Consider the following 19,456-nt stretch of genomic DNA (forward strand, 5'->3'; position numbering starts at 1 on the left):
GCAAGCAATTCACCACGGAGGGGGGATTATCTCTGAAAGCCGACACCTCTCCCGAAGGCGAGATGGCATAGGCTTCCGTCATGCGCTCCTACGCCGGAGCTGTCAACCTTTTCAGCCACATGGCAGACAGCTTCGGTTCCACGAACCGTGTCACCCGGCTCTGCGGCTTTATTGCGGCGGCAAACCCTGCCGGATCAGGAATTGCGCTTGAGCAATTCCTTCACCAGCTGGTCGGTGATTTCACCGGTCGGCTCCTGGCCAACAGATGTCTGGAAGGCCTTGATCGCCGCAACTGTCTTCTTGCCCAGCTGGCCGTCCGGCTTGCCGGCGTCGAAGCCGTTGTTGTTGAGGATGGCCTGGATGTTGCGAATGGCCTTGCCCATGTCGATCGAGGCGGTTTTGTTGGCCGGGCCTACCCAGGCATCCGGCACGTCGACCGCGTTCGCCTTGGCGTCGACCGGCTGCGGCTTCCAGGCATCGGCGTTGGCCTTTGCACGCGAAAGCTGCTCCGGCTTCATCGCCTTGGCCACTTCGTCGCGCTTGGCGGCGGCATCCATGTCGCCCTCCCGGGCGGCAGCGGCAAACCATTTGTAGGATGCTTCCAGATCCTGCGGCACGCCGTTGCCGCGGGCATAGAGCACCGCCAGGTTGAACTGGCTGTCGCGGATGCCAAGCTCGGCTGCCTTGGCGAACCAGTTCGTCGCCGCGGCGAAATCCGGCGAGCCGTCGCGACCGCTGGCCAGCATCACGGCAAGATTGTGCATGGCGCTGACATTGCCCTGCCCGGCGGCCTTCAGATAGAGAACCTTGGCCTTGGCCGCATCGCGCGTCAGACCCGAGCCCTTTTCGTACATGCTGGCAAGCCGGTATTCGGCCGGCACGACGCCGCCGTCTGCAGCGCGCTGATACCATTTGGCGGCTTCCGCCAGGTCTTCCTTGACGCCACGACCTTCGGTGAAGCGCGCGCCGATCTCGTAGAAGGCCAGCGGATCGCCACCCTTGGCAGCCGTCACCAGCGCAACCGGACCGAAACCTTCCGGCAGGACGACCTCGGCGGTCGTGGTCACAGGCGCAAAGGTCCCGGCCTGAGCGGCATCGACTGGGGCGGCCTGGAACGTCGAAGCGGCTACCGGCTCCTTGGCTTCCGGCACCGGCTGAAGCAGCGGTGCCTGTGTTTCGTTCGTCGCCACCGTCGATTTGGACGTATCGGCCGGCGGCGTCGAGATGGCTGGTCCCTGCACGGCGCTTGACTGCTTCTCGACAGAATCGAGCGGTGCTTCGGGAATGGGCTGCAGCGCTTCGACAGGTGTTTCGGTCGCAACGGCGGCGGCGGACGAAGGTGCCCGGTCGCCTGCGATGTCTCGCTCATTGGCAATCGGCGGCTGCTCGGCGACGGGAGCCACTTTCTGCTCGATGATCGCCACCGGTTCGGCAATGGGCGCGTCGCGGCCCTTCAGCATGGTGCCGACGAGAGGATAGGACATGATCGCCAGAAGCACGGCGCCGACAGCCATGAGGATCGGCCGGCGATGGCGGGCAAAGGCACCGCCGACGCCGCTGGCAACACCACCGTCCTTGGCCTTGTTGAGCGTATCGGCTTCCTCGACGGCCAGCTGCGCTGCCCGGCGGGCGGCGGCAATGAAGTCTGCCTTGTCGCCGTCAGCGGCCGGTTTGCCGCCGCGGTTCATCTGGCCGGCGCGGACACGCTCGAGGATCTTCTTGACGTCGGGAACGCCCGAACCGGGCTCGAGCAGCTGATTGGCCTCTTCCGGCGCAAGCATCTCGGACGGGTCGATGGAGGGGGCGGGCTCGACGAGCTGTCGTACCTGCTCCGGTGCAGGGTCGACACGCTTTCCGGAGAAGCGCCGGGTGAGGCCGGCAAGCAGGCCCGTGCGGGCAGCGGCCGGTTGTTCGCGCGCACCATCGGGCTCTATGGTCGAAACCTGACCTTCGCCACCGACAAACGCGGTGTCACCGGCGAGGGCGGTTGCAGGCGCGGATGCAGTGGCAGCAGCGATGACACCGTCATCTTCCGCCTGCAGGGCGCGGACATTGCGCTGCAGATCCTGATAGCGGTCATCGAGATCGGCGCCGCTGAAGGGGTCGTTGAATTCCGGCTGCATTGCCTTGGGCATCGCAGGAATTTCGCGCGCCACCGGCGCCTCGTAATGTGCCGCGGCCATGGCGGGCTCGCGTCCCTCGATGCGCTCGAGCTTGTCGGCGATATGGACGAGGGTTTCATGCAGCGCTTCGAAGGTGCGTGCCGTGCGCTCCTCGCTGGAGCGGCTAAGATCTTCGAGCATGCGCAGGTCTTCCGCCAGCGCCGAGATCGCCGCGAGATCGCCGCCACCTGCCGACTGCGGCATGCCCTTTTTCGAATAGGCCTCCATCACCGCCTCGGCCGCCTGCCGGGCAGCCTCGACGATGTACTCGTCGCTGGTGGCGAAATAGTCTTCGAGCGCAGTCATGCGGCTCTCGAATTCCACCGGCATGGCGGGGCCCGCCTCGCTGCGGGGCTGGCTGACCAGGGTCGACAGATTGGCAATCTGCGCTTCGAGATTGTGCAAGGCGGCGCGGTCGTCGAACGGCGCCGCATAGGTTTCTTCCAGCCGCTGGGCGATACCGGCGAGACGGTCTTCGAGCCGGTCGAAACGCGGATCGGCGACGGGATGCGCGCTCAGCGTATCGAGATCGTCAATCCGGCGGGCAAGATAGTCGAGCCGCTCGGCGAGCGCATCGTTGACGCTGCCTTGATCAAGGGCCTCGATCTTGCGCGAAATGTCGTTGAGGTGGCCCGTCAGGTCCGGCTGGGCGTTCCGGTGGCTGCGCTCCATCAGCAGGGAGAGCTGATCCAGGCGCTCTTCCAGCCCCGCGGCAGCCTTTTCGCTCGCGAGATCCTCGACCCGCGCAGCCAGCGCCTCCAGGCGCGAGCCGAGACCGGAATCGTTCGGGCGGGACAATCCGTCGATCTGCCGCGAGAGGTCGCCGAGCCTGGTTTCCAGGCGATTGGCGAAACCACCGTCAAGGCTGGTCGCACTGCGGCTGCTGGCTGCGATCGCCCGGCTGATTTCGTCAAGCCGCGCATCGAGATCGGCGAACTGCGACACCAGGCGCCGATCGTCCGGCTGTATCTGGCGGCCGAGCATTTCGATCGCCTGGGCAACGGCAATCATCTTGTCTTCAAGGACGTCGACGGCAGAGCTGTTGCCGAGCGCGCCGATCTGCGACTTGATCTCGTCAAGCCGGTAGGCCAGCGCCACCAGTTCGTCGTCGCGGTTCTGGTCGAAGGCGATCAGCCGATCCTCGACGCCGCTCCAGCGGCTTTCCATACGGCGAACACTGTCTTCGCGCGCCAGCCCGTCGATCATCGCGCGCAGGTCGTCAAAATCGCTGCGCAGCGCGTCGGCCTGGGCGGGCGATGCCTGGCGGCCGAGCTGCTGGATGCTGTCGGCAAGGCGCTGCATGTCGCCGCGAACGTCCTCGGCGAAGCTGTGATCCTGGGCCTGCGCCTTGATGCCGCGAATTTCGGCGCGCAGGGAATTCATCTCGCGGGTGAGGCCATCGGTGATGTCGCGCTTGAGGTCCTGGCGCAATCCGACGAGCGCCTCGGCGATATCGTTGACGGCAGCGGCCGGCCGGGCGACGGGCGCACGCACCGGCTGCGCCCGCATGTCGTCGACATAGCGCTCGGGCTCGCGCTGAGCCAGGCGCTCCGGCTCGCGTTGCGGCAGACGGTCTCTCAAAGGCGGCCGCTCGGGCGACGTGCTCAGCGCCCGCTGGCGCTGCATGATTTCGGAAACGGCATCACGGGGCGATGGAATATCGCGGGGGGTGAGACGCTCGCGCTCGACCGGACGGGGTGGCTGCTCGCGTCCCGCACCGTTCATCAAGCCTTCGATCCGGGCTTCGAGGCCTTCGATCGTGCGGTTCAGGGCGTCGAGCGACGGCCGCTCGCCATAGCTCTGGCTGCCAGCGCGCTGAGGATTTGATCGCGATCCATTCATTGTGCTCTTCGCCCTTGTCCGTCGGCCATCTCGAAAGTCGCCACGGAAGGAAACGGCTTCCTTCACCCCTGCGGCACTTCCGACGTGGCCAAAGCTACAACAATGCGAGGACCGGACCGGTTGCAGCTTTGACCATCTCAACACGCACCTTTCATTAAACGTAGTAAACAAGCCGTTAACCCGCGCCGATTTTTTAACGATTTGGCAGTGCCGGGTAATGGAGACTGCGGCGCGGCGATGATTTCACCGCGTCATCCATCGACAGACGAAACTTCGATCGGGCGCTATTTTTGACGTTTACGCAAACGTCAAAATTTTGTAGCATCCTGCCAACGATGCGGAACCGCCCTCGGATGGCGGCGCATGCGGCATGTTGCAACCGGACGTCGGCCGCTTGGAGGCGACGATCCGAAAGCGAAAAGGCGAGGAAAGAATGCCCACCTACAAGGCACCGGTCGACGATACTCTCTTCATTCTGAACGACGTGCTCGGCATCGAGCGGTACAACAACCTTCCCGGCTTTGCCGATGCGACGCCCGATACGATCGAAGCGATCGTCGGCGAAGCCGCCAAGCTTGCCGAAGAAGTGCTGTTCCCGGTCAACCTTTCCGGCGACCAGGAAGGCTGCAAGCGGCGCGACGACGGTTCGGTCAGCGTGCCCAAGGGCTTCAAGCAGGCCTTCGATCTCTACCGCGAAGGCGGCTGGCTCGGGCTCTCCGTGCCGGAGGAATTCGGCGGCCAGGGCCTGCCCTACACGCTGCACACCGCCGTCGGCGAATACATGTCCTCGGCCAACATGGCGCTGACGATGTATCCCGGCCTGACCCAGGGCGCGATCGCCGCGATCCTGGTGCACGGCTCCGACGAGCAGAAAAAGGCATACCTGCCGAAGATGGTGGAAGGCACCTGGACCGGCACGATGAACCTGACGGAGCCGCATTGCGGCACCGACCTCGGGCTGCTGCGCAGCAAGGCCGTGCCGGATGGTAACGGCGCCTACAGGATTTCCGGCCAGAAGATCTTCATCTCCGCCGGCGAACACGACATGTCGCAGAACATCATCCATCTGGTGCTGGCCCGCATCGAGGGTGCGCCGGAAGGCGTGAAGGGCATCTCGCTGTTCATCGTGCCGAAGTTCAAGCTGGACGGCGACGGTGAGCCGGGCGAGCGCAATGGCGTTTCCTGCGGCGCCATCGAGCACAAGATGGGCATCCACGGCAACTCGACCTGCGTCATGAACTATGACGAGGCTGAAGGCTACCTCATCGGCACGGAGAACAAGGGCCTCAACGCCATGTTCGTGATGATGAACGAAGCCCGCCTCGGCGTCGGCCTGCAGGGCCTGTCGATCGCCGAAATCGCCTACCAGAACGCCGCCAACTATGCCCGCGACCGCATCCAGGGCCGTTCGCTTTCCGGCCCGAAGGCGCCGGACAAGAAAGCCGACCCGATCATCGTGCATCCGGATGTGCGCCGCACGCTGATGACGATCCGCGCCTTCAACGAGGCCGGCCGCGCGTTTACGCTCTGGACCGCGCTGAAATCCGATATCGCCCACCGCTCCGACAATGATGCCGACCGCCAGACGGCCGACGACATTCTCGGGCTGATGACGCCGATCCTGAAGGGCGTCTTGACCGACAAGGGTTTCGACCACGCCGTCATGGCGCAGCAGATGTTCGGCGGCCATGGCTACATCGAAGAGCACGGCATGAGCCAGTATGTCCGCGATGCCCGCATCGCGATGATCTATGAAGGTGCCAACGGCATCCAGGCGCTCGATCTCGTCGGCCGCAAGCTCGGCCTCAACGGCGGCCGCGCCGTCATGGCGCTGTTCAAGGAAATCGGCGATTTCTGCGAGGAGAACCGCAGCAACGAAAAGCTGGCCACCTATACCAAGGCGCTGAAGAAGGGCCTCAACGACCTGCAGGCTTCCACCATGTGGTTCATGCAGAACGCCATGGCCAAGCCCGACAATGCCGGCGCCGGCTCGACCGACTACATGCACCTCTTCGGTCTGGTCGTGCTCGGTTACATGTGGGCGAAGATCGCCAAGACGGCCGAGGAAAAACTGGCCTCTGGCGAAACGGCGCGCGCGGACTATCTGAAGAACAAGCTGATCACCGCGACCTTCTTCATGGAAAGGATCCTGCCGGAAACGGCGCTGCGCAAGGCCCGCATCGAGACGGGCGCCGACACGCTGATGGCGCTCGACGCGGCCGCGTTCTGATTTCCAGAGCAATGCCGGGAAAAGTGGAAACCGGTTTTCCCTCCGGCATTGCGTAACAACAAATCGATAGAGCGTTTCCGCGAGCCGGAGAAACGCAGGGATGCTCTAAATGTTTGACGGGCGGCACCGGACGGTGCTGCCGAAAGGGAGATGAGACATGACGAAAGTCTTCGTTTACGACCACGTGCGCACGCCGCGCGGCCGTGGCAAGAAGGACGGATCGCTGCACGAAGTGCCATCCGTTCGCCTTGCGGCCAAAATGCTGGAGGCCGTGCGTGACCGCAACGGGCTCGATACGTCGACCGTCGACGACATCATCATGGGCTGCGTCGATCCGGTGATGGATGCCGGCTCGGTGATCCCGAAGGCAGCCGCGTTCGAGGCAGGTTATTCCACCCGCGCGCCCGGCATGCAGATCTCGCGCTTCTGCGCCTCCGGTCTCGATGCCGTCAACTTCGGCGCGGCGAAGATCGCCCAGGGCGCCGACGACATCGTGATCGCCGGCGGCGTCGAATCGATGTCGCGCGTCGGCCTCGGCATGTCCGGCGGCTCCTGGTTCATGGACCCGTCCGTCAACCTGCCGGCCTATTTCATGCCGCAGGGCGTCTCGGCCGACCTGATCGCCACCAAATACGGTTTCAGCCGCGACGACGTCGATGCCTATGCCGTCGAAAGCCAGAAGCGCGCCGCCCATTCCTGGGAACAGGGCTACTTCCAGAAGTCGGTCGTTCCGGTAAAGGACCAGAACGGGCTCACCATTCTCGACCGCGACGAGCATATGCGTCCCGGCACCGACATGCAGGCGCTCGCCTCGCTCAACCCGTCGTTCCAGATGCCGGGCGAGATGGGCGGCTTCGAAGCCGTCGGCATTCAGGCGCATCCGGAAATCGAGAAGATCAACTACGTGCACCATGCCGGCAACTCCTCGGGCATCGTCGACGGCGCTGCAGCCGTGCTGCTCGGCTCCAAGGCCGGCGGTGAGAGCATGGGCCTCAAGCCGCGCGCCCGAATCCGCGCCTTCGCCAATATCGGTTCCGATCCGGCGCTGATGCTGACCGGCCCGGTCGATGTGACCGAGAAGCTGCTTAAGCGCGCCGACATGAAGCTCTCCGACATCGATCTCTTCGAGCTCAACGAGGCTTTTGCCGCCGTCGTCCTGCGCTACATGCAGGCCTTCGACATCGCGCACGACAAGATCAACGTCAACGGCGGCGCGATCGCCATGGGCCATCCGCTCGGCGCCACCGGCGCGATGATCCTCGGCACGGTGCTTGATGAGCTGGAACGGCGCGATCTCAACACCGCGCTGGTGACGTTGTGCATCGGCGCCGGCATGGGCACCGCCACGATCATCGAAAGGGTCTGACGATGGAAGCGACCCGCCGCACGCTTCTCGGACTGATGGGCTTGGGACTGCTTGCAGTTTCCGGCTGCGTCTCCGACGAGGAAGGTGGCGACAGCTTCACGCTGACCGGTGCGATCACCAATGTCGCCAGCGGCCCGGTTCCGGCCGGCACCGTCACCGTCCGGCTCGAGGAGCAGGGCGTGATGGATGTGGCCGCCAAGCTGATCGCCGAGACTTCGGTCGCAAGCGACGGCAAGGCAAATCGTGTGCCCTTCGTGCTGCAGGTGCCGAAGCCCGAACTCGACAAGGCCGTCGATGCGGGCTTCACCATCCGCGTCGAGCGCGACGGCAGGCTGATCGCCACCAACACCACCAAACAACGTTACAGCGGCGGATCGAATATCTCGCTGCGCATCGAACCCATTCTCTACTGAGGGGGAGAACCATGACGAAGTATACCAATTTCAAGATCGAGACCGATGCCGACGGCATTGCCCTTGTCACCTGGGACATGCCCGAGAAGTCGATGAACGTCTTCACCCAGGAGGTGATGGAAGAGCTGAACGCCATCGTCGACGAAACGACGGCCGATGCCGCCGTCAAGGGCGTCGTCTTCACGTCGGGCAAGTCGTCGTTCTCCGGCGGCGCCGATCTGTCGATGATCAAGTCGATGTTCACTTTCCAGCAGGAAGAAAAGAAGAAGGACCCGGCCAATGCCGCCCAGAAGCTTTTCGACCTCGTCGGCCGCATGACCGGCCTGTTCCGCAAGCTCGAGACCTCGGGCAAGCCGTGGGTGTCGGCGATCAACGGCACCTGCATGGGCGGCGCCTTCGAGCTTTCGCTTGCCTGCCACGGCCGTGTCGCCTCGAACTCGAAGTCGGTCAAGATCGCGCTGCCGGAAGTCAAGGTTGGCATTTTCCCGGGCGCTGGCGGCACCCAGCGCGTGCCGCGCCTGACCAATGCGCAGGACGCGTTGCAGATGATGACCACCGGCTCGTCGCTGACGGCGGCGCGCGCCAAGGCGCTCGGCCTCGTGCATGAAGTCGTCGACGCCGACAAGCTGGTCGATGCTGCCAAGGCAATGATCAAGAACGGCCTGAAGCCGGTCCAGCCGTGGGACGAAAAGGGCTATAAGGTGCCCGGCGGCGGCATCTGGACCCCGGCCTCGGCCCAGCTCTGGCCGGCTGCCTCCGGCATCCTGCGCCGCGAGACGCAAGGCAACTATCCCGGCGCCATCGCGATCCTCAAATGCGTCTATGAGGGCCTGCAGGTTCCCTTCGACACGGCCCTGAAGATCGAACAGCGTTACTTCACAGAGATCCTGCAGACGACCGAAGCCTTCTCGATGATCCGCTCGCTGTTCGTCTCGACGCAGGAACTCGGCAAGGGTGCCCGCCGCCCGGCCGGCGTGCCGAAGTCCGAGTTCAGGCATGTCGGCGTCGTCGGTGCCGGTTTCATGGGCGCCTCAATCGCCTATGTGACGGCCGCCGCCGGCATCGCCGTCACGCTGATCGACCGCGACATGGAAGCGGCTGAAAAGGGCAAGGCCCATTCGGAAGGCATGGTCAAGGATTCGGTCGGCAAGGGTCGCCTGACGAAGGAAGAAGGCGAAGCGCTGCTCGCCCGCATCACGCCGTCGGCCGACTACAACGACCTTAGGGATGTCGGCCTCGTCGTCGAAGCCGTCTTCGAAGACCGCCAGGTCAAGAAGGATGTGATCGAGCAGGTGGAAGCGGTGATCGGCGAAGACACGATCTTTGCCTCCAACACCTCGACGCTGCCGATCACCGGTCTGGCGAAGAACTCCAAGCGTGCCGGCCAGTTCATCGGCATCCACTTCTTCTCGCCGGTCGAGAAGATGATGCTGACGGAAGTGATCCTCGGCAAGGAAACCGGCGACAAGGCGCTCGCCGTCGCGCTCGACTATGTCGCCGCGATCAAGAAGACGCCGATCGTCGTCAACGACACGCGCGGCTTCTACGTCAACCGCTGCGTCTTCCGCTACATCCATGAAGCCTATGACATGCTGATCGAAGGCGTGCCGCCGGCGATGATCGAAAATGCCGCCAAGATGGCCGGCATGCCGGTTGGACCGCTGTCGCTCAACGACGAAGTGGCGATCGACCTCAGCCAGAAGATCCTGAAAGCCACCGTCGCCGATCTCGGCGAAAAGGCCGTCGATCCCAAGCACATGGCGCTGATCAACAAGATGGTCGACGACCTTGACCGTCGCGGCCGCAAGAACGGCAAGGGCTTCTACGAATACCCGGCAAAGCCGGCGAAGAAGTATCTGTGGCCAGAGCTGAAGACGCTCTATCCGCAGAAGAACGCCGACAAGATCGACGTCGAGGTGCTGAAGCAGCGCTTCCTGGCAACGATCGCTCTCGAAGCGGCCCGCACCATGGAAGAAGGCATCGTCACCGATCCGCGCGAAGCCGACGTCGGCTCGATCCTCGGCTTCGGCTTCGCCCCCTACACCGGCGGCACGCTCTCCTACATCGACGGCATGAGCGCCAAGGCCTTCGTCGCGCTGTGCGAGAAGCTCGCCAAGGACTATGGCAGCCACTTCAAGCCGACGGCGCTGCTCAAGGAAATGGCCGACCGCGGCGAGACCTTCTACGGCCGCTTCGACCCCTATGGCGAGAAGAAGCAGGCGGCTTAAGCAGCCTCCGACCGAACATGCAGACAGGCTCCTCGCGGAGCCTGTTTTCGTTTCAGGACACGAATGCGCCAAGATGATCCGGCGCAGCGCGCTCCCACCCTCCATCCTCGGGCCTGATGTACGGAACTGGCCCGAGGATCCAAATCGCTCGCGCGCTGTCGGATGGGTCCTCGGGTCAAGCCCGGGGACGACGGCGGGATGAAGTCCGTCATGGCGGCAATAGCCGTTGCGCCCAGGTTACCTCCCGCCGCTACCACAAAACCGGCACATCAGCGCGATTTGCCGGGTCGGCCCAGTAGAGCGACGGCAGGACTTTGGCGAGATAACCGAACTCGGTGTAGCAATGCTGCAAGAGGCCGAGCCCGATAGCATCGGGCACCGGATGGCTGGCGCCGGCGTCCAGGCCGAGGATGAAGCGGCTGCGCAGCACCGCGCCCTTATCGGTATCGCGCACCACATGAACCATCTGGCCGTCGAGCGGATCGCCGTTTTCATCGAGCCGCGCCGCCTCGCCAAAGCCGATGCGGGCGTAGACGGCGGCTGACGCGCGGCTGGCGGCCAGGGCCTGCTCGAACGCCACTTGGCCAAAGACCTCGCCGGGCTCGTGAAACTTGATCACGGCCGGCACTGGCGGAATGTCGCCGAGACTTTCGACCGCACGGATGGTCGCGCCGACATAGCGCTCGCCCCTGATGCGATGCGCGTCCCAACCGTTATGGGCGACGTGATCGAGCGGGTGCCACCAGGACAGGTGTTCCGTGGTGTCGAAATGCTTGAACCACCAATCGAGCATGCGTCCCTTGCAGCCGGGAAGCTCGGTCCTGACCGCAACCACCAGGGCACCGGTGTCGAGCCGGCTGATGCCGGTCTCAAGCCGCATCGGTGCGGGGTCGAGCAGGTCGTTGATATAGCCGATGCCGGCGCGGGCGTGGTCGGTGATGACAGACATGTTTCATCCTCTTTGACGACAACGATATTTAGGAAACGTTGAACGTTTCCTAAATATCGTTTATGCCTGTCGGCGCGATATGTCAAATGGAGCGATGCCTTGCCGACGCCCGAGCCGGAGACGCAAAAACAACGGGGCCGGCCGGCAAAGCCGGAAGAAACGCTCGCTGCGACCGTGGTCTCCGCCGCAACGCGGCTGATGCTCGAGCGCGGCTATGCGGCGATGACGATGGAGGCGGTCGCCAAGCAGGCTGGCGTCGCGAAGAAGACGGTCTATCGTTTCGCCCCCGACCGGGAGGCGCTGTTCGGCCTGATCGTGAAGAACTGGACGGATACGTTCCTGCCCGCCTTCACTACCGAGGCGAAAAGCACCGACGAGGTGCCGGCGCTCCTGGAGGCGACCCTGTCGACCATCGCCGAACGGGTGCTTTGCGAGGACGCGGTCGGCCTCTTCCGGCTTCTCGTCGGTGACATCCCGGCGCGGGAGGACATCCTCTCGATCTATGATCGCAACGGGGTCGAGCGCTCCCGCGCGCTGCTCGCCGACTGGCTCGCCCGTCACAAGGCCGCCGGCCTCATCGATGTTGCCGATCCCACGATGGCGAGCGACCTGATCCTGTCGATGGTGATCGCCGAACCCCTGCGACGTATGGCACTCGGCCTGACGCCACCGGTCCCGGCAACGGATATCCGTCCCCGGATCAAGGCAGCGTTGGCGCTCCTGCGTCTCTAGGACCAAACGAGCAAACCACGGCGCCCGGCTTGCTTGCCACCAATCCGGCTTTGGCTTGCGAACGGCGCAAGGCGTTACGGACCCAGAGACAGGCTCCAGCGGTGCGCCACAGCCGCCCCGCCCACCGGAATTCGCCGACACCGCGATCGTTGACCGGCCACTTGCACAGGCGCATCCTCCTGTTCGCCAGAGGGGGAACACGCCATGAGCGAGCCTGATCTCTATCTGCTTGGGCGCGCCGGGCCTGAGCAAGAACGGTTAAAACGGCAAATTGCCAATCTCGCCCCCGACTCCGATCAGCAGTTGGAGCGGATCGGCATCCGGCCGGGCGAGCGCGTCCTTGATCTCGGCTGCGGCCCTGGCGGCGTGCTGCATCTGCTTGGCAAGCGTGTCGGCCCGACCGGCTCGGTCCTCGGCATCGAGCGCGACGCCCACTTCGTCGATCTCGCGCGCCGGTTCGTTGCGAGCCACGCCTTGGCACAGGTGGAAGTGCATGAGGGCGACGCCTATGACAGCGGCCTGGCGCGCGGCTCCTTCGACGGCGCCCATATGCGCCTCGTGCTCGTCAACGTGCCTGAGCCGGAGCGCATCGTGCGCGAGATGGTATCCCTGGTAAAACCAGGTGGCTGGATCGCCAGCTTCGAGGCCGATTTCCTCGCCCATATCTGCGACCCGCCGCTTGCCGCCTGGGATCGTCTACTGGCCGCCTATATCGCCTATTCGGCGGCGCGGGGCATCGATCTGCACATAGGGCGCCGCGCGCATCGGCTGTTCCGCGAGGCCGGCGTCGAGGCGCTCAGCACGGATGCCGTCGTCCACGTCTATCCACCCGGCCACGAGCGACGGCCGATCCTGCGCGATTTCATTGCCAATGTCCGCGACGGGCTGGTCGGCGAAGGCTTCATCGGCCGCGCCGAACTCGACGCCGATCTGAAGGCGCTGGATCGCCACCTGGAGGATCCTTCGGTCCTCGTCACCTCGCATCTGTTCTTCCGGGTGACCGGCCGCATTCCCGACGCGCGACCCGCGTCGGCAACCTGACAGGCTTGCCGATGGAGCCGGGATCCGCGGCTGTTTCCGGTTTTGATGCTGTCAACTGCGGGCGCTGAGCGGCTACGCGTCCGCGCCTGCACCGTGGGAGGCAGCGGCAACGGTCCGCCGATGCGCAAGACGCTCGCCGACGATGATCGTCAGGCCGGCGACAAAGATCAGGCCGGCGCCGGCAAAGACATTGGTGGCGGGAATATCGCCCCAGATCAGGAAGCCAAGCCCGAAGGCCCAAACGAGGGAGGTGTATTCGAATGGCGCGATCACCGAGATCGGCGCCCGGCGCATGCCCTCGAACAGCGCATACTGGGCGATGCCGGCGATGACGCCGGTACCCGCCATCAGGGCGACGTCGAACAGCGCCGGCGGCGTCCAGTAGAAACCAACGGCAAGGCCGGTCATGGCGATGAAGAAGACGTTGGAGATCGTCATCTGCGTCAGCGTCGCCTCTTCCAGCGCAGTCTTGCGCAGCATGACCGTGCCGATCGCCCAGAAGACGGCCGCCATCAGCGCCAGGAAAACCGGTAGCGAGAGTTTCATGCCCGTTCCGAGCGGATCGCAGGCAATCAGAACCCCGACGAAACCGAGCAGCACTGCGAACCAGCGGATCGGCGGCACGTCTTCCTTCAGGATCGGGACGGCCAGCAGCGTCGCCACGATCGGCGCGGCGTAATAGAGCGTCGTCATTTCGGCAAGGCCGAGATCGCGGGCTGCGTTGAAATAGGAAAGCCAGGCGGCCAGCAGCAACAGGTTGCGCACGAACAGCGGCTTGACGACGGGCGAGGAGATCGCGCGGCGCACGAGCTTGCCCCTTCCGATCACCAGGCACAAGAGGAGGATGGTGATGCTGCGGGTAAAGAGGATCTGCCAAACGGAATAGCCGACCACCAGCCATTTGACCGACGCATCCTGCAACGAGAACAGGAAATAGGAAAACGTCGTCATCACGATGCCGGAAAGCACGGTCTTGTTCATGGAAGCCCCGATGGCAGCCGGGAAGGAGGGCGGCAGCGCCCGTCTGATAGCGCGCCGCCGTTGCGCGTGGAAGAGGTGCCGGCACCCTGCGCTGTGGCGAAATCTTGGAGTGCCGCCACGGCGAAGCTTGATGGAGATCAAGACTGCCCACTTGCGCCTGCGCTAGAACGTTTCCGTCTTAAACGGAGTCATGGAAACGCTCTATCTCTCTGTCTGTCGCATTTCCGGACGGAAAACCGCTTCGCACTTTTCCTGGAAAGGCTCTAGAAGACAGCAATATCCGTCGCCGAAACCGGAAACCTGATGATGCAGCCGCTCGCCTTCACCCTTGCCGCCCTCGTGCTGCTGGCAACACCCGGCCCGACCAACACGTTGCTGTGGCTTTCGGGAGCATCCGCCGGCTTCCGGCGCTCGACGCCGCTGCTTTTGGGCGAGCTCGGCGGCTATCTCTCGGTGATCATTCCAGCCGTGGCGCTGCTGGCGCCGTTTCTCGCGGTGCATCCGCAGATCGGGCTTGCGCTCCGGATCGTCGCGGCCTGCTGGGTCCTCTTCCTCGCCTACGCACTCTGGACCACCGGCGACGACAGCCGGACTTCGAGCGAGATCACCATCCGGCATGTCTTCGTCACGACGGTTCTCAATCCCAAGGCACTCATCGTGGCGCTGGTGCTCTTGCCGCAGACCGGCCTTGCCGCGACGATGCCCTGGATTGCCGGATTTTCGCTGCTCGTCGTTATCGCCGGTTCGCTCTGGATCGGCGCAGGAGCCATGCTCGTACAACTCTCGCGCGGCGCATGGACTTCGCTGCTGCCGCGCCGCATTGCCGCCGTCTGCCTCGCCGTCTTCTCCTTCGGCATTGCAGGCAGCGCGCTTGCGGCGATGGTGTAGAGGCCGGTGCGTTTCCAGGCCCGCCGCAATTCGCATCAGGCGGCCGCAGCCGTCTCGTTGAGTTCGGCGCCGAGGGCCGCGATCAACTCTTCCCAACCCTGGCGCCGATAGGCAACCTGATCGAGACCGTCGAGGAAGGCTGCCTGCTCGGTGAAGACGATGCGCGCGCCGGTGCCGTGCGGCTGGATATCGACAGTTGCCACCGAAGCGGAGATCCGCCGCTCGTTCTCCGCCATGGTATAGGCCGAGATGATGCGCCGGTTTTCAACGATGTCGAGGTAGATGGTGTCGTTGTAGTAGAAGGTCTTGCCGTCCTTGCTGAAGCGGCCGCTCTCGCGCCCGCCGACGCGGAAGTCGTGGCTGTATTCGGCGACCGGCCAGCCGTCGGCCTTGACGAACCAACGATCATGCGCTGCCGGATCGGCGAAAGCCCGAAAGACCTGTTCGGGCGCCGCCTTGAAAAGCCGCTCGATGGTGAAGCTCGCATGTTCCACGGAATTGGCACTCATGATCTTCTCCTCTTCGATACGCTGCTAAGGGTCTGGCACCGACGTTCCACCGCCCATGTTCGAACCAAACCCACCCGGAAACTGCTTTCATTTTAAAAGCAGTTGCAAGATAACGCCACTGATGCGACAATGCAAGCAGTTTTAAAGAGGTCTCAATGAAAGACGACTATCGCTCAGGCTGCCCGATCAATCTCTCGCTGGAGGTCTTCGGCGACAAATGGAGCCTGCTGATCATCCGCGACATGATCTTCGGGGCGAAAAGGCACTTCCGCGAACTGCTGCGATCGCAGGAAGGCATCTCCTCGAATATTCTCGCGGACCGGCTGAAGATGCTGGTCGAGCAGGGAATGCTGACCAAGGCGGATGATCCGACGCATAAGCAGAAAGCCATCTACAGTCTCACCGAAATGACCATCGCGCTGGTGCCGATCATGGCGCATCTGGGCGCCTGGGGGCGGCGCTATCTGCCCGTCAGCGAAGAACTCAGCATCAGGGCCGAGTTGATGGAGACCGGCGGGCCGGATCTCTGGAACCGCTTCATGGACGAGCTTCGCTACGAGCATCTCGGCCTGCCCCTTGACGGTCCGCCGCGCGTGCGCGCCACCCTGCAGGCAGCGTTTGAGGAGGTCGTCGCAAGGAAGACCGGGGAAACCGCCGTCGCCTGATGCATGTCGCGCAAAGGTGTGCAGCGGCTCTTGAGACAACGACATGCACAAAAAACAAGAGCTTGAAGCGCGGCAAGCGGCTCTGAAAGAGCGCGGCGCTGTAGCACTTTGAACTTGCTGCATAATTCTATCCTTAAATCGATTCCGATTTAAGGAATCATGCAGTAAAAGCTACAACCCGATCGCCGAGAGCATGACGAAGGTGGCGAACAGCACGAAATGCGTCATGCCCTCGATGGCATTGGTCTGGCCGTCATTGAGATTGATCGCCGCAGCGATCAGCGTGATCGTCACCATCACCGTCTGCGCCGGTGACATCGCCATGATGAAGGGCTGGCCGGTGTAGAGCGCGATCGCCTCCATCACCGGTACGGTCAGGATCACGGTCGAAAGCGAGGCCCCGAGCGCGATGTTGACAACGGCCTGCATGCGATTGGCAAGTGCCGCCCGCATCGCCGTCATGATCTCGGGCGACGCCGAAATCGCGGCAACGACGATGGCAGCGACCGCCGGTGGCGCGCCGCTCCCCTTCAGGCCTGACGTCAGCAACCCCGACATGATTTCGGCGAGCGCGCCGATCAACACCACGCCGATTAGCAGGATAACGACCGACGGCACGACCGGCTCGTCGTGTTTGTCCGCAACATCGGTCCCGCCGCTCTTCGCCCGGGGATAGCTGTAGCTGAAGAAATAGCTGTGCGCGCCCACCTGCATGCGCAGGAACAGCGTGTAGAGCACGATCATCGCGCCGACGGTGAACGCGGAATAGAAATGCCATTTCTGAGCCGGCACGAATTCGGGCACGACCATCGAGATCCCCATCGCCGTCAGGATCATGACGCTGTAGGTGCGCGCGGAATTGTCGTTATAGGGCTGTTCGCCGTGTTTCAGCCCGCCAAGCAGCGCGGCAAGGCCGAGAATGCCGTTGATATCGAGCATCACGGCGGAATAGATCGTATCGCGCACCAGCGTCGGTGAACTCTCGCCCGTCATCATGATCGCCAGGATGATCACTTCCACCAGAACGGCGGAAAGCGTCAGGATCATCGTGCCGTAGGGATCGCCGACCTTGGCCGCCAGGACTTCGGCGTGATGGGCGACCCGCATCGACGCCAGCACGATCGCAGCCACCAAAGCCGCCGCTCCGACAAGCGAAGCCCCTTGCCCCATCTCGAGCAGGTGGTGCTCCAGCATAAAACCGGCGACCGCCGCAACGAAGGCAGCGAACAGCAGGCGTTCGGATTTCAGTACCGCCAACAAATGAGCCCCTCGCCGGCCAAACTCAAGAAACCACAGGGACTATAGAAGCAGCCCGCTGTATTTCAATCAGACCAACCAAGGACTATTTTCCTCCCTGTTCTTTACCATCCTGGCTGGCTTGGTTAATCTATTGGCGAATAAAGGCATAGCGGCCGTCGCCCCCTGCCCCGGAACAGACATTCATGCTGTCGCACGACACCATCTGGCACGCCATCGATGCGCTGGCCGAGCGCCACCAGCTCTCGCCCTCCGGGCTTGCGCGCCGCGCCGGGCTCGACCCGACATCCTTCAACAAATCCAAGCGCCAGTCCGCCGACGGCCGGGAGCGCTGGCCATCGACGGAATCGATCGCCAAGGTGCTGGATGCGACCGGCGCCACCATCGACCAGTTCATGGCGCTGATGCGCCCGGATACGACCCGAAGCGACCCCTACACGGGCGCCATACCGCTGATCGGTTTTGCCCAGGCCGGTGCCGGTGGCTTCTTCGACGACGGCGGGTTTCCGGCCGGCCAGGGCTGGGACGTCGTCGATTTCCCCGCGGGGGCCGAGCGGCGGGCGGGCATCTATGCGCTTGAGATCCAGGGCGACAGCATGCTGCCGCTCTATCGCGATGGCGACGTGCTGATCGTCGACCCCGGCGCGCAGGTCCGGCGCGGCGACCGCGTCGTGGTCAAGACCCGCGAAGGCGAGGTAATGGCGAAAATCCTGATGCGGCATACTCCGCGCAACATCGAACTGCTATCGCTCAATCCGGAACATCCCAACCGGAGTTTCGAGATGAGCGAAATCGAATGGATCGCCCGGATCATCTGGGCCAGCCAATAGGACATCTTTCCTGATGCGGCAGCAACTGGTCACCCTTGCAGGCGGGATTGCCGCCATGGCGCTCTATACCGGCATCCTCTATGCCGGGGCGGTAACGATCCGTGACCGCGAAAGCGCTGCCACGCCGGACTTCGTGCTGGAAACACCCGACATGGGGGAAACGGAACCTGCGGTCGGAGCCGAAGACGTGCCGTTCGACATGACCGCCCCCGACCCGGGCGACACGACGCCTGATGCAGGCGGCCAGAGCGAAAGCGGCCCGAAGTCGACCGAGACCACCGCCCGCGCCATCGAACCGCAGCAGTTCGGCCTGCCCGACGAGGTGACGACCAAGCCGCTTGAACGCATAGAGCCACGCACGCCGCTGTCTGATACCAACAAGGACAAGCCGAAGACGCCGACGATCCTCCAGCAGCCGGTAGCGCTTGCCGCCGGCCTCATCCGCTTCGACAAGATGACGCTGCAGCTGGGCGGCATCGAACCGGAAGCAACCGAGCGAACCTGCGAAAGCGGCGGCAAGAGCTGGCCCTGCGGCATGGTGGCCCGGACGGCTTTCCGCAATTTCCTGCGCGCCCGCGCGGTCAGCTGTGACATCGCCAAGGGCGAAACGGACGAAACCGTCACCGCACAATGCACCGTCGGCGGACAGGATCCGGCCGCCTGGCTCGTTGCCAATGGCTGGGCGACGCCATTGCCCGGCTCCGCGCTCGAAGTGCAAGGGGAGGCCGCGCACAAGGCAAGGCTCGGCTTTTACGGCGACGACCCACGCGATTTTCGCCAAACGCCGATGCCATTCGACGATCCGAGCGCCGCTGCCACCATGGACGAAGCAGCACCGGACTTGTAAGTGGCGGCGGAACACACCAGTTCTTCGCAAACACGTTCCGGAAAGCACCGATGCCCCCAAGCCTCAGCCAGCACGAAGCCCTTGTCTATGTCATGGTGATGATGTCGGCCGTCGACCGGGAGATGAGCGACGACGAGTTCGCGCGCATCGGCAGGCTCGTGCAGTTTCTTCCCGCCTTCGAGGGTTTCGATGAGGATCAACTCGTGCTTGTCGGCCACGAATGCGCAGCCCAGCTTGCCGCCCCCGAGGGCCTCGACATCGTGCTTGAGATCGTGCGCGAGGCACTGCCCGAGCGGCTTCACGAAACGGCCTACGCGCTCGCAGTCGAGATTGCGGCTGCCGATCAGCGCATCCGCAACGAGGAAATCCGCTTACTTCAGTTGCTGCGCGACCGGCTCGGTCTCGACAAGCTTACCTGCGCGGCGATCGAACGGGGTGCCCTCGCCCGCTTCCGCAGGTAGCGGCAGGCCGCCCAGTCGGCTCACGTGAACGTGTCTTGGCGTGGCGCTGCCAACG

General features: G+C 63.9%; 16 protein-coding genes. 11 read left to right on the plus strand and 5 right to left on the minus strand.

The window, feature by feature from the left end:
• Nucleotides 1–194: 194 nt before the first annotated feature.
• Nucleotides 195–4,004, minus strand: coding sequence for a peptidoglycan-binding protein (locus BC363_RS12235; RefSeq protein WP_065781363.1), 3,810 nt, complete (start codon nucleotides 4,002–4,004; stop codon nucleotides 195–197).
• A gap of 433 nt (nucleotides 4,005–4,437) precedes the next feature.
• On the opposite strand from BC363_RS12235, the gene BC363_RS12240 reads away from it, so the two are divergent.
• The 4 genes from BC363_RS12240 to BC363_RS12255 all read left to right on the plus strand — a co-directional run bounded on the left by BC363_RS12240 (nucleotide 4,438) and on the right by BC363_RS12255 (nucleotide 10,241).
• Nucleotides 4,438–6,234 carry an acyl-CoA dehydrogenase C-terminal domain-containing protein gene (locus BC363_RS12240; RefSeq protein ID WP_065781429.1) on the plus strand — a complete coding sequence of 599 codons (1,797 nt, stop codon included), beginning with the start codon at nucleotides 4,438–4,440 and terminating at the stop codon, nucleotides 6,232–6,234.
• 157 nt (nucleotides 6,235–6,391) lie between these two features.
• Nucleotides 6,392–7,600 carry an acetyl-CoA C-acetyltransferase gene (locus BC363_RS12245; RefSeq protein ID WP_065781364.1) on the plus strand — a complete coding sequence of 403 codons (1,209 nt, stop codon included), beginning with the start codon at nucleotides 6,392–6,394 and terminating at the stop codon, nucleotides 7,598–7,600.
• 2 nt (nucleotides 7,601–7,602) lie between these two features.
• Nucleotides 7,603–8,013 carry a YbaY family lipoprotein gene (locus BC363_RS12250; protein ID WP_065781365.1) on the plus strand — a complete coding sequence of 137 codons (411 nt, stop codon included), beginning with the start codon at nucleotides 7,603–7,605 and terminating at the stop codon, nucleotides 8,011–8,013.
• Between the two features lie 11 nt (nucleotides 8,014–8,024).
• Nucleotides 8,025–10,241, plus strand: coding sequence for an FAD-dependent oxidoreductase (locus BC363_RS12255; RefSeq protein WP_065781366.1), 2,217 nt, complete (start codon nucleotides 8,025–8,027; stop codon nucleotides 10,239–10,241).
• A gap of 250 nt (nucleotides 10,242–10,491) precedes the next feature.
• Here BC363_RS12255 and BC363_RS12260 read toward each other — a convergent pair whose 3' ends face one another.
• Nucleotides 10,492–11,190: a hydrolase gene (locus tag BC363_RS12260; protein WP_065781367.1), complete on the minus strand. Its 699-nt coding sequence runs from the start codon at nucleotides 11,188–11,190 to the stop codon at nucleotides 10,492–10,494.
• A gap of 99 nt (nucleotides 11,191–11,289) precedes the next feature.
• On the opposite strand from BC363_RS12260, the gene BC363_RS12265 reads away from it, so the two are divergent.
• Nucleotides 11,290–11,922, plus strand: a complete 633-nt coding sequence (locus BC363_RS12265) for a TetR/AcrR family transcriptional regulator (RefSeq protein ID WP_065781368.1) — start codon at nucleotides 11,290–11,292, stop codon at nucleotides 11,920–11,922.
• Between the two features lie 204 nt (nucleotides 11,923–12,126).
• Nucleotides 12,127–12,963 (plus strand): methyltransferase domain-containing protein, encoded by an 837-nt coding sequence (locus BC363_RS12270; RefSeq protein WP_065781369.1) that lies wholly within the window; start codon nucleotides 12,127–12,129, stop codon nucleotides 12,961–12,963.
• 72 nt (nucleotides 12,964–13,035) lie between these two features.
• Here the strand turns inward: BC363_RS12270 and BC363_RS12275 are convergent, their stop codons facing one another.
• The gene (locus tag BC363_RS12275; RefSeq protein ID WP_065781370.1) at nucleotides 13,036–13,944 is read right to left on the minus strand and encodes a DMT family transporter; all 909 of its coding nucleotides are present in this window, start codon (nucleotides 13,942–13,944) and stop codon (nucleotides 13,036–13,038) included.
• 303 nt (nucleotides 13,945–14,247) lie between these two features.
• Here BC363_RS12275 and BC363_RS12280 point away from each other — a divergent pair, with 303 nt between their 5' ends.
• On the plus strand, nucleotides 14,248–14,832 hold the full coding sequence (locus BC363_RS12280) for a threonine transporter RhtB (protein ID WP_244519864.1): 585 nt from the start codon (nucleotides 14,248–14,250) through the stop codon (nucleotides 14,830–14,832).
• Nucleotides 14,833–14,867: 35 nt separating this feature from the next.
• On the opposite strand, the gene BC363_RS12285 is transcribed toward BC363_RS12280, so the two are convergent.
• Nucleotides 14,868–15,341 carry an SRPBCC family protein gene (locus BC363_RS12285; protein WP_065781371.1) on the minus strand — a complete coding sequence of 158 codons (474 nt, stop codon included), beginning with the start codon at nucleotides 15,339–15,341 and terminating at the stop codon, nucleotides 14,868–14,870.
• Between the two features lie 155 nt (nucleotides 15,342–15,496).
• Between BC363_RS12285 and BC363_RS12290 the strand changes: the two genes are divergently transcribed.
• Nucleotides 15,497–16,006, plus strand: a complete 510-nt coding sequence (locus tag BC363_RS12290) for a helix-turn-helix domain-containing protein (RefSeq protein ID WP_065781372.1) — start codon at nucleotides 15,497–15,499, stop codon at nucleotides 16,004–16,006.
• Between the two features lie 171 nt (nucleotides 16,007–16,177).
• Here the strand turns inward: BC363_RS12290 and BC363_RS12295 are convergent, their stop codons facing one another.
• Nucleotides 16,178–17,266 carry a calcium:proton antiporter gene (locus BC363_RS12295; RefSeq protein WP_065781373.1) on the minus strand — a complete coding sequence of 363 codons (1,089 nt, stop codon included), beginning with the start codon at nucleotides 17,264–17,266 and terminating at the stop codon, nucleotides 16,178–16,180.
• Between the two features lie 182 nt (nucleotides 17,267–17,448).
• On the opposite strand from BC363_RS12295, the gene BC363_RS12300 reads away from it, so the two are divergent.
• The 3 genes from BC363_RS12300 to BC363_RS12310 are packed head-to-tail and all read left to right on the plus strand — an operon-like array spanning nucleotide 17,449 to nucleotide 19,401.
• Complete coding sequence (locus BC363_RS12300) at nucleotides 17,449–18,093, plus strand: helix-turn-helix transcriptional regulator (RefSeq protein WP_065781374.1); 645 nt, start codon at nucleotides 17,449–17,451, stop codon at nucleotides 18,091–18,093.
• Nucleotides 18,094–18,106: 13 nt separating this feature from the next.
• The gene (locus BC363_RS12305) at nucleotides 18,107–18,940 is read left to right on the plus strand and encodes a thermonuclease family protein (protein ID WP_065781375.1); all 834 of its coding nucleotides are present in this window, start codon (nucleotides 18,107–18,109) and stop codon (nucleotides 18,938–18,940) included.
• A gap of 50 nt (nucleotides 18,941–18,990) precedes the next feature.
• On the plus strand, nucleotides 18,991–19,401 hold the full coding sequence (locus BC363_RS12310; protein ID WP_065781376.1) for a tellurite resistance TerB family protein: 411 nt from the start codon (nucleotides 18,991–18,993) through the stop codon (nucleotides 19,399–19,401).
• The last annotated feature ends 55 nt before the right edge of the window (nucleotides 19,402–19,456 follow it).

It is taken from the genome of Ensifer sp. LC384, from assembly GCF_001695865.1.
Lineage (GTDB): Bacteria > Pseudomonadota > Alphaproteobacteria > Rhizobiales > Rhizobiaceae > Ensifer.

Excerpts from the sequence above, each read along its gene's own strand:
- BC363_RS12275 (WP_065781370.1), bottom strand. The coding sequence starts at position 13,944 with ATGAACAAGACCGTGCTTTCCGGCATCGTGATGACGACGTTTTCCTAT.
- BC363_RS12245 (WP_065781364.1), top strand. The coding sequence starts at position 6,392 with ATGACGAAAGTCTTCGTTTACGACCACGTGCGCACGCCGCGCGGCCGT.
- BC363_RS12250 (WP_065781365.1), top strand. The coding sequence starts at position 7,603 with ATGGAAGCGACCCGCCGCACGCTTCTCGGACTGATGGGCTTGGGACTG.
- BC363_RS12280 (WP_244519864.1), top strand. The coding sequence starts at position 14,248 with ATGATGCAGCCGCTCGCCTTCACCCTTGCCGCCCTCGTGCTGCTGGCA.
- BC363_RS12300 (WP_065781374.1), top strand. The coding sequence starts at position 17,449 with ATGCTGTCGCACGACACCATCTGGCACGCCATCGATGCGCTGGCCGAG.
- BC363_RS12240 (WP_065781429.1), top strand. The coding sequence starts at position 4,438 with ATGCCCACCTACAAGGCACCGGTCGACGATACTCTCTTCATTCTGAAC.
- BC363_RS12270 (WP_065781369.1), top strand. The coding sequence starts at position 12,127 with ATGAGCGAGCCTGATCTCTATCTGCTTGGGCGCGCCGGGCCTGAGCAA.
- BC363_RS12235 (WP_065781363.1), bottom strand. The coding sequence starts at position 4,004 with ATGAATGGATCGCGATCAAATCCTCAGCGCGCTGGCAGCCAGAGCTAT.
- BC363_RS12260 (WP_065781367.1), bottom strand. The coding sequence starts at position 11,190 with ATGTCTGTCATCACCGACCACGCCCGCGCCGGCATCGGCTATATCAAC.
- BC363_RS12290 (WP_065781372.1), top strand. The coding sequence starts at position 15,497 with ATGAAAGACGACTATCGCTCAGGCTGCCCGATCAATCTCTCGCTGGAG.
- BC363_RS12305 (WP_065781375.1), top strand. The coding sequence starts at position 18,107 with ATGCGGCAGCAACTGGTCACCCTTGCAGGCGGGATTGCCGCCATGGCG.
- BC363_RS12285 (WP_065781371.1), bottom strand. The coding sequence starts at position 15,341 with ATGAGTGCCAATTCCGTGGAACATGCGAGCTTCACCATCGAGCGGCTT.
- BC363_RS12310 (WP_065781376.1), top strand. The coding sequence starts at position 18,991 with ATGCCCCCAAGCCTCAGCCAGCACGAAGCCCTTGTCTATGTCATGGTG.
- BC363_RS12255 (WP_065781366.1), top strand. The coding sequence starts at position 8,025 with ATGACGAAGTATACCAATTTCAAGATCGAGACCGATGCCGACGGCATT.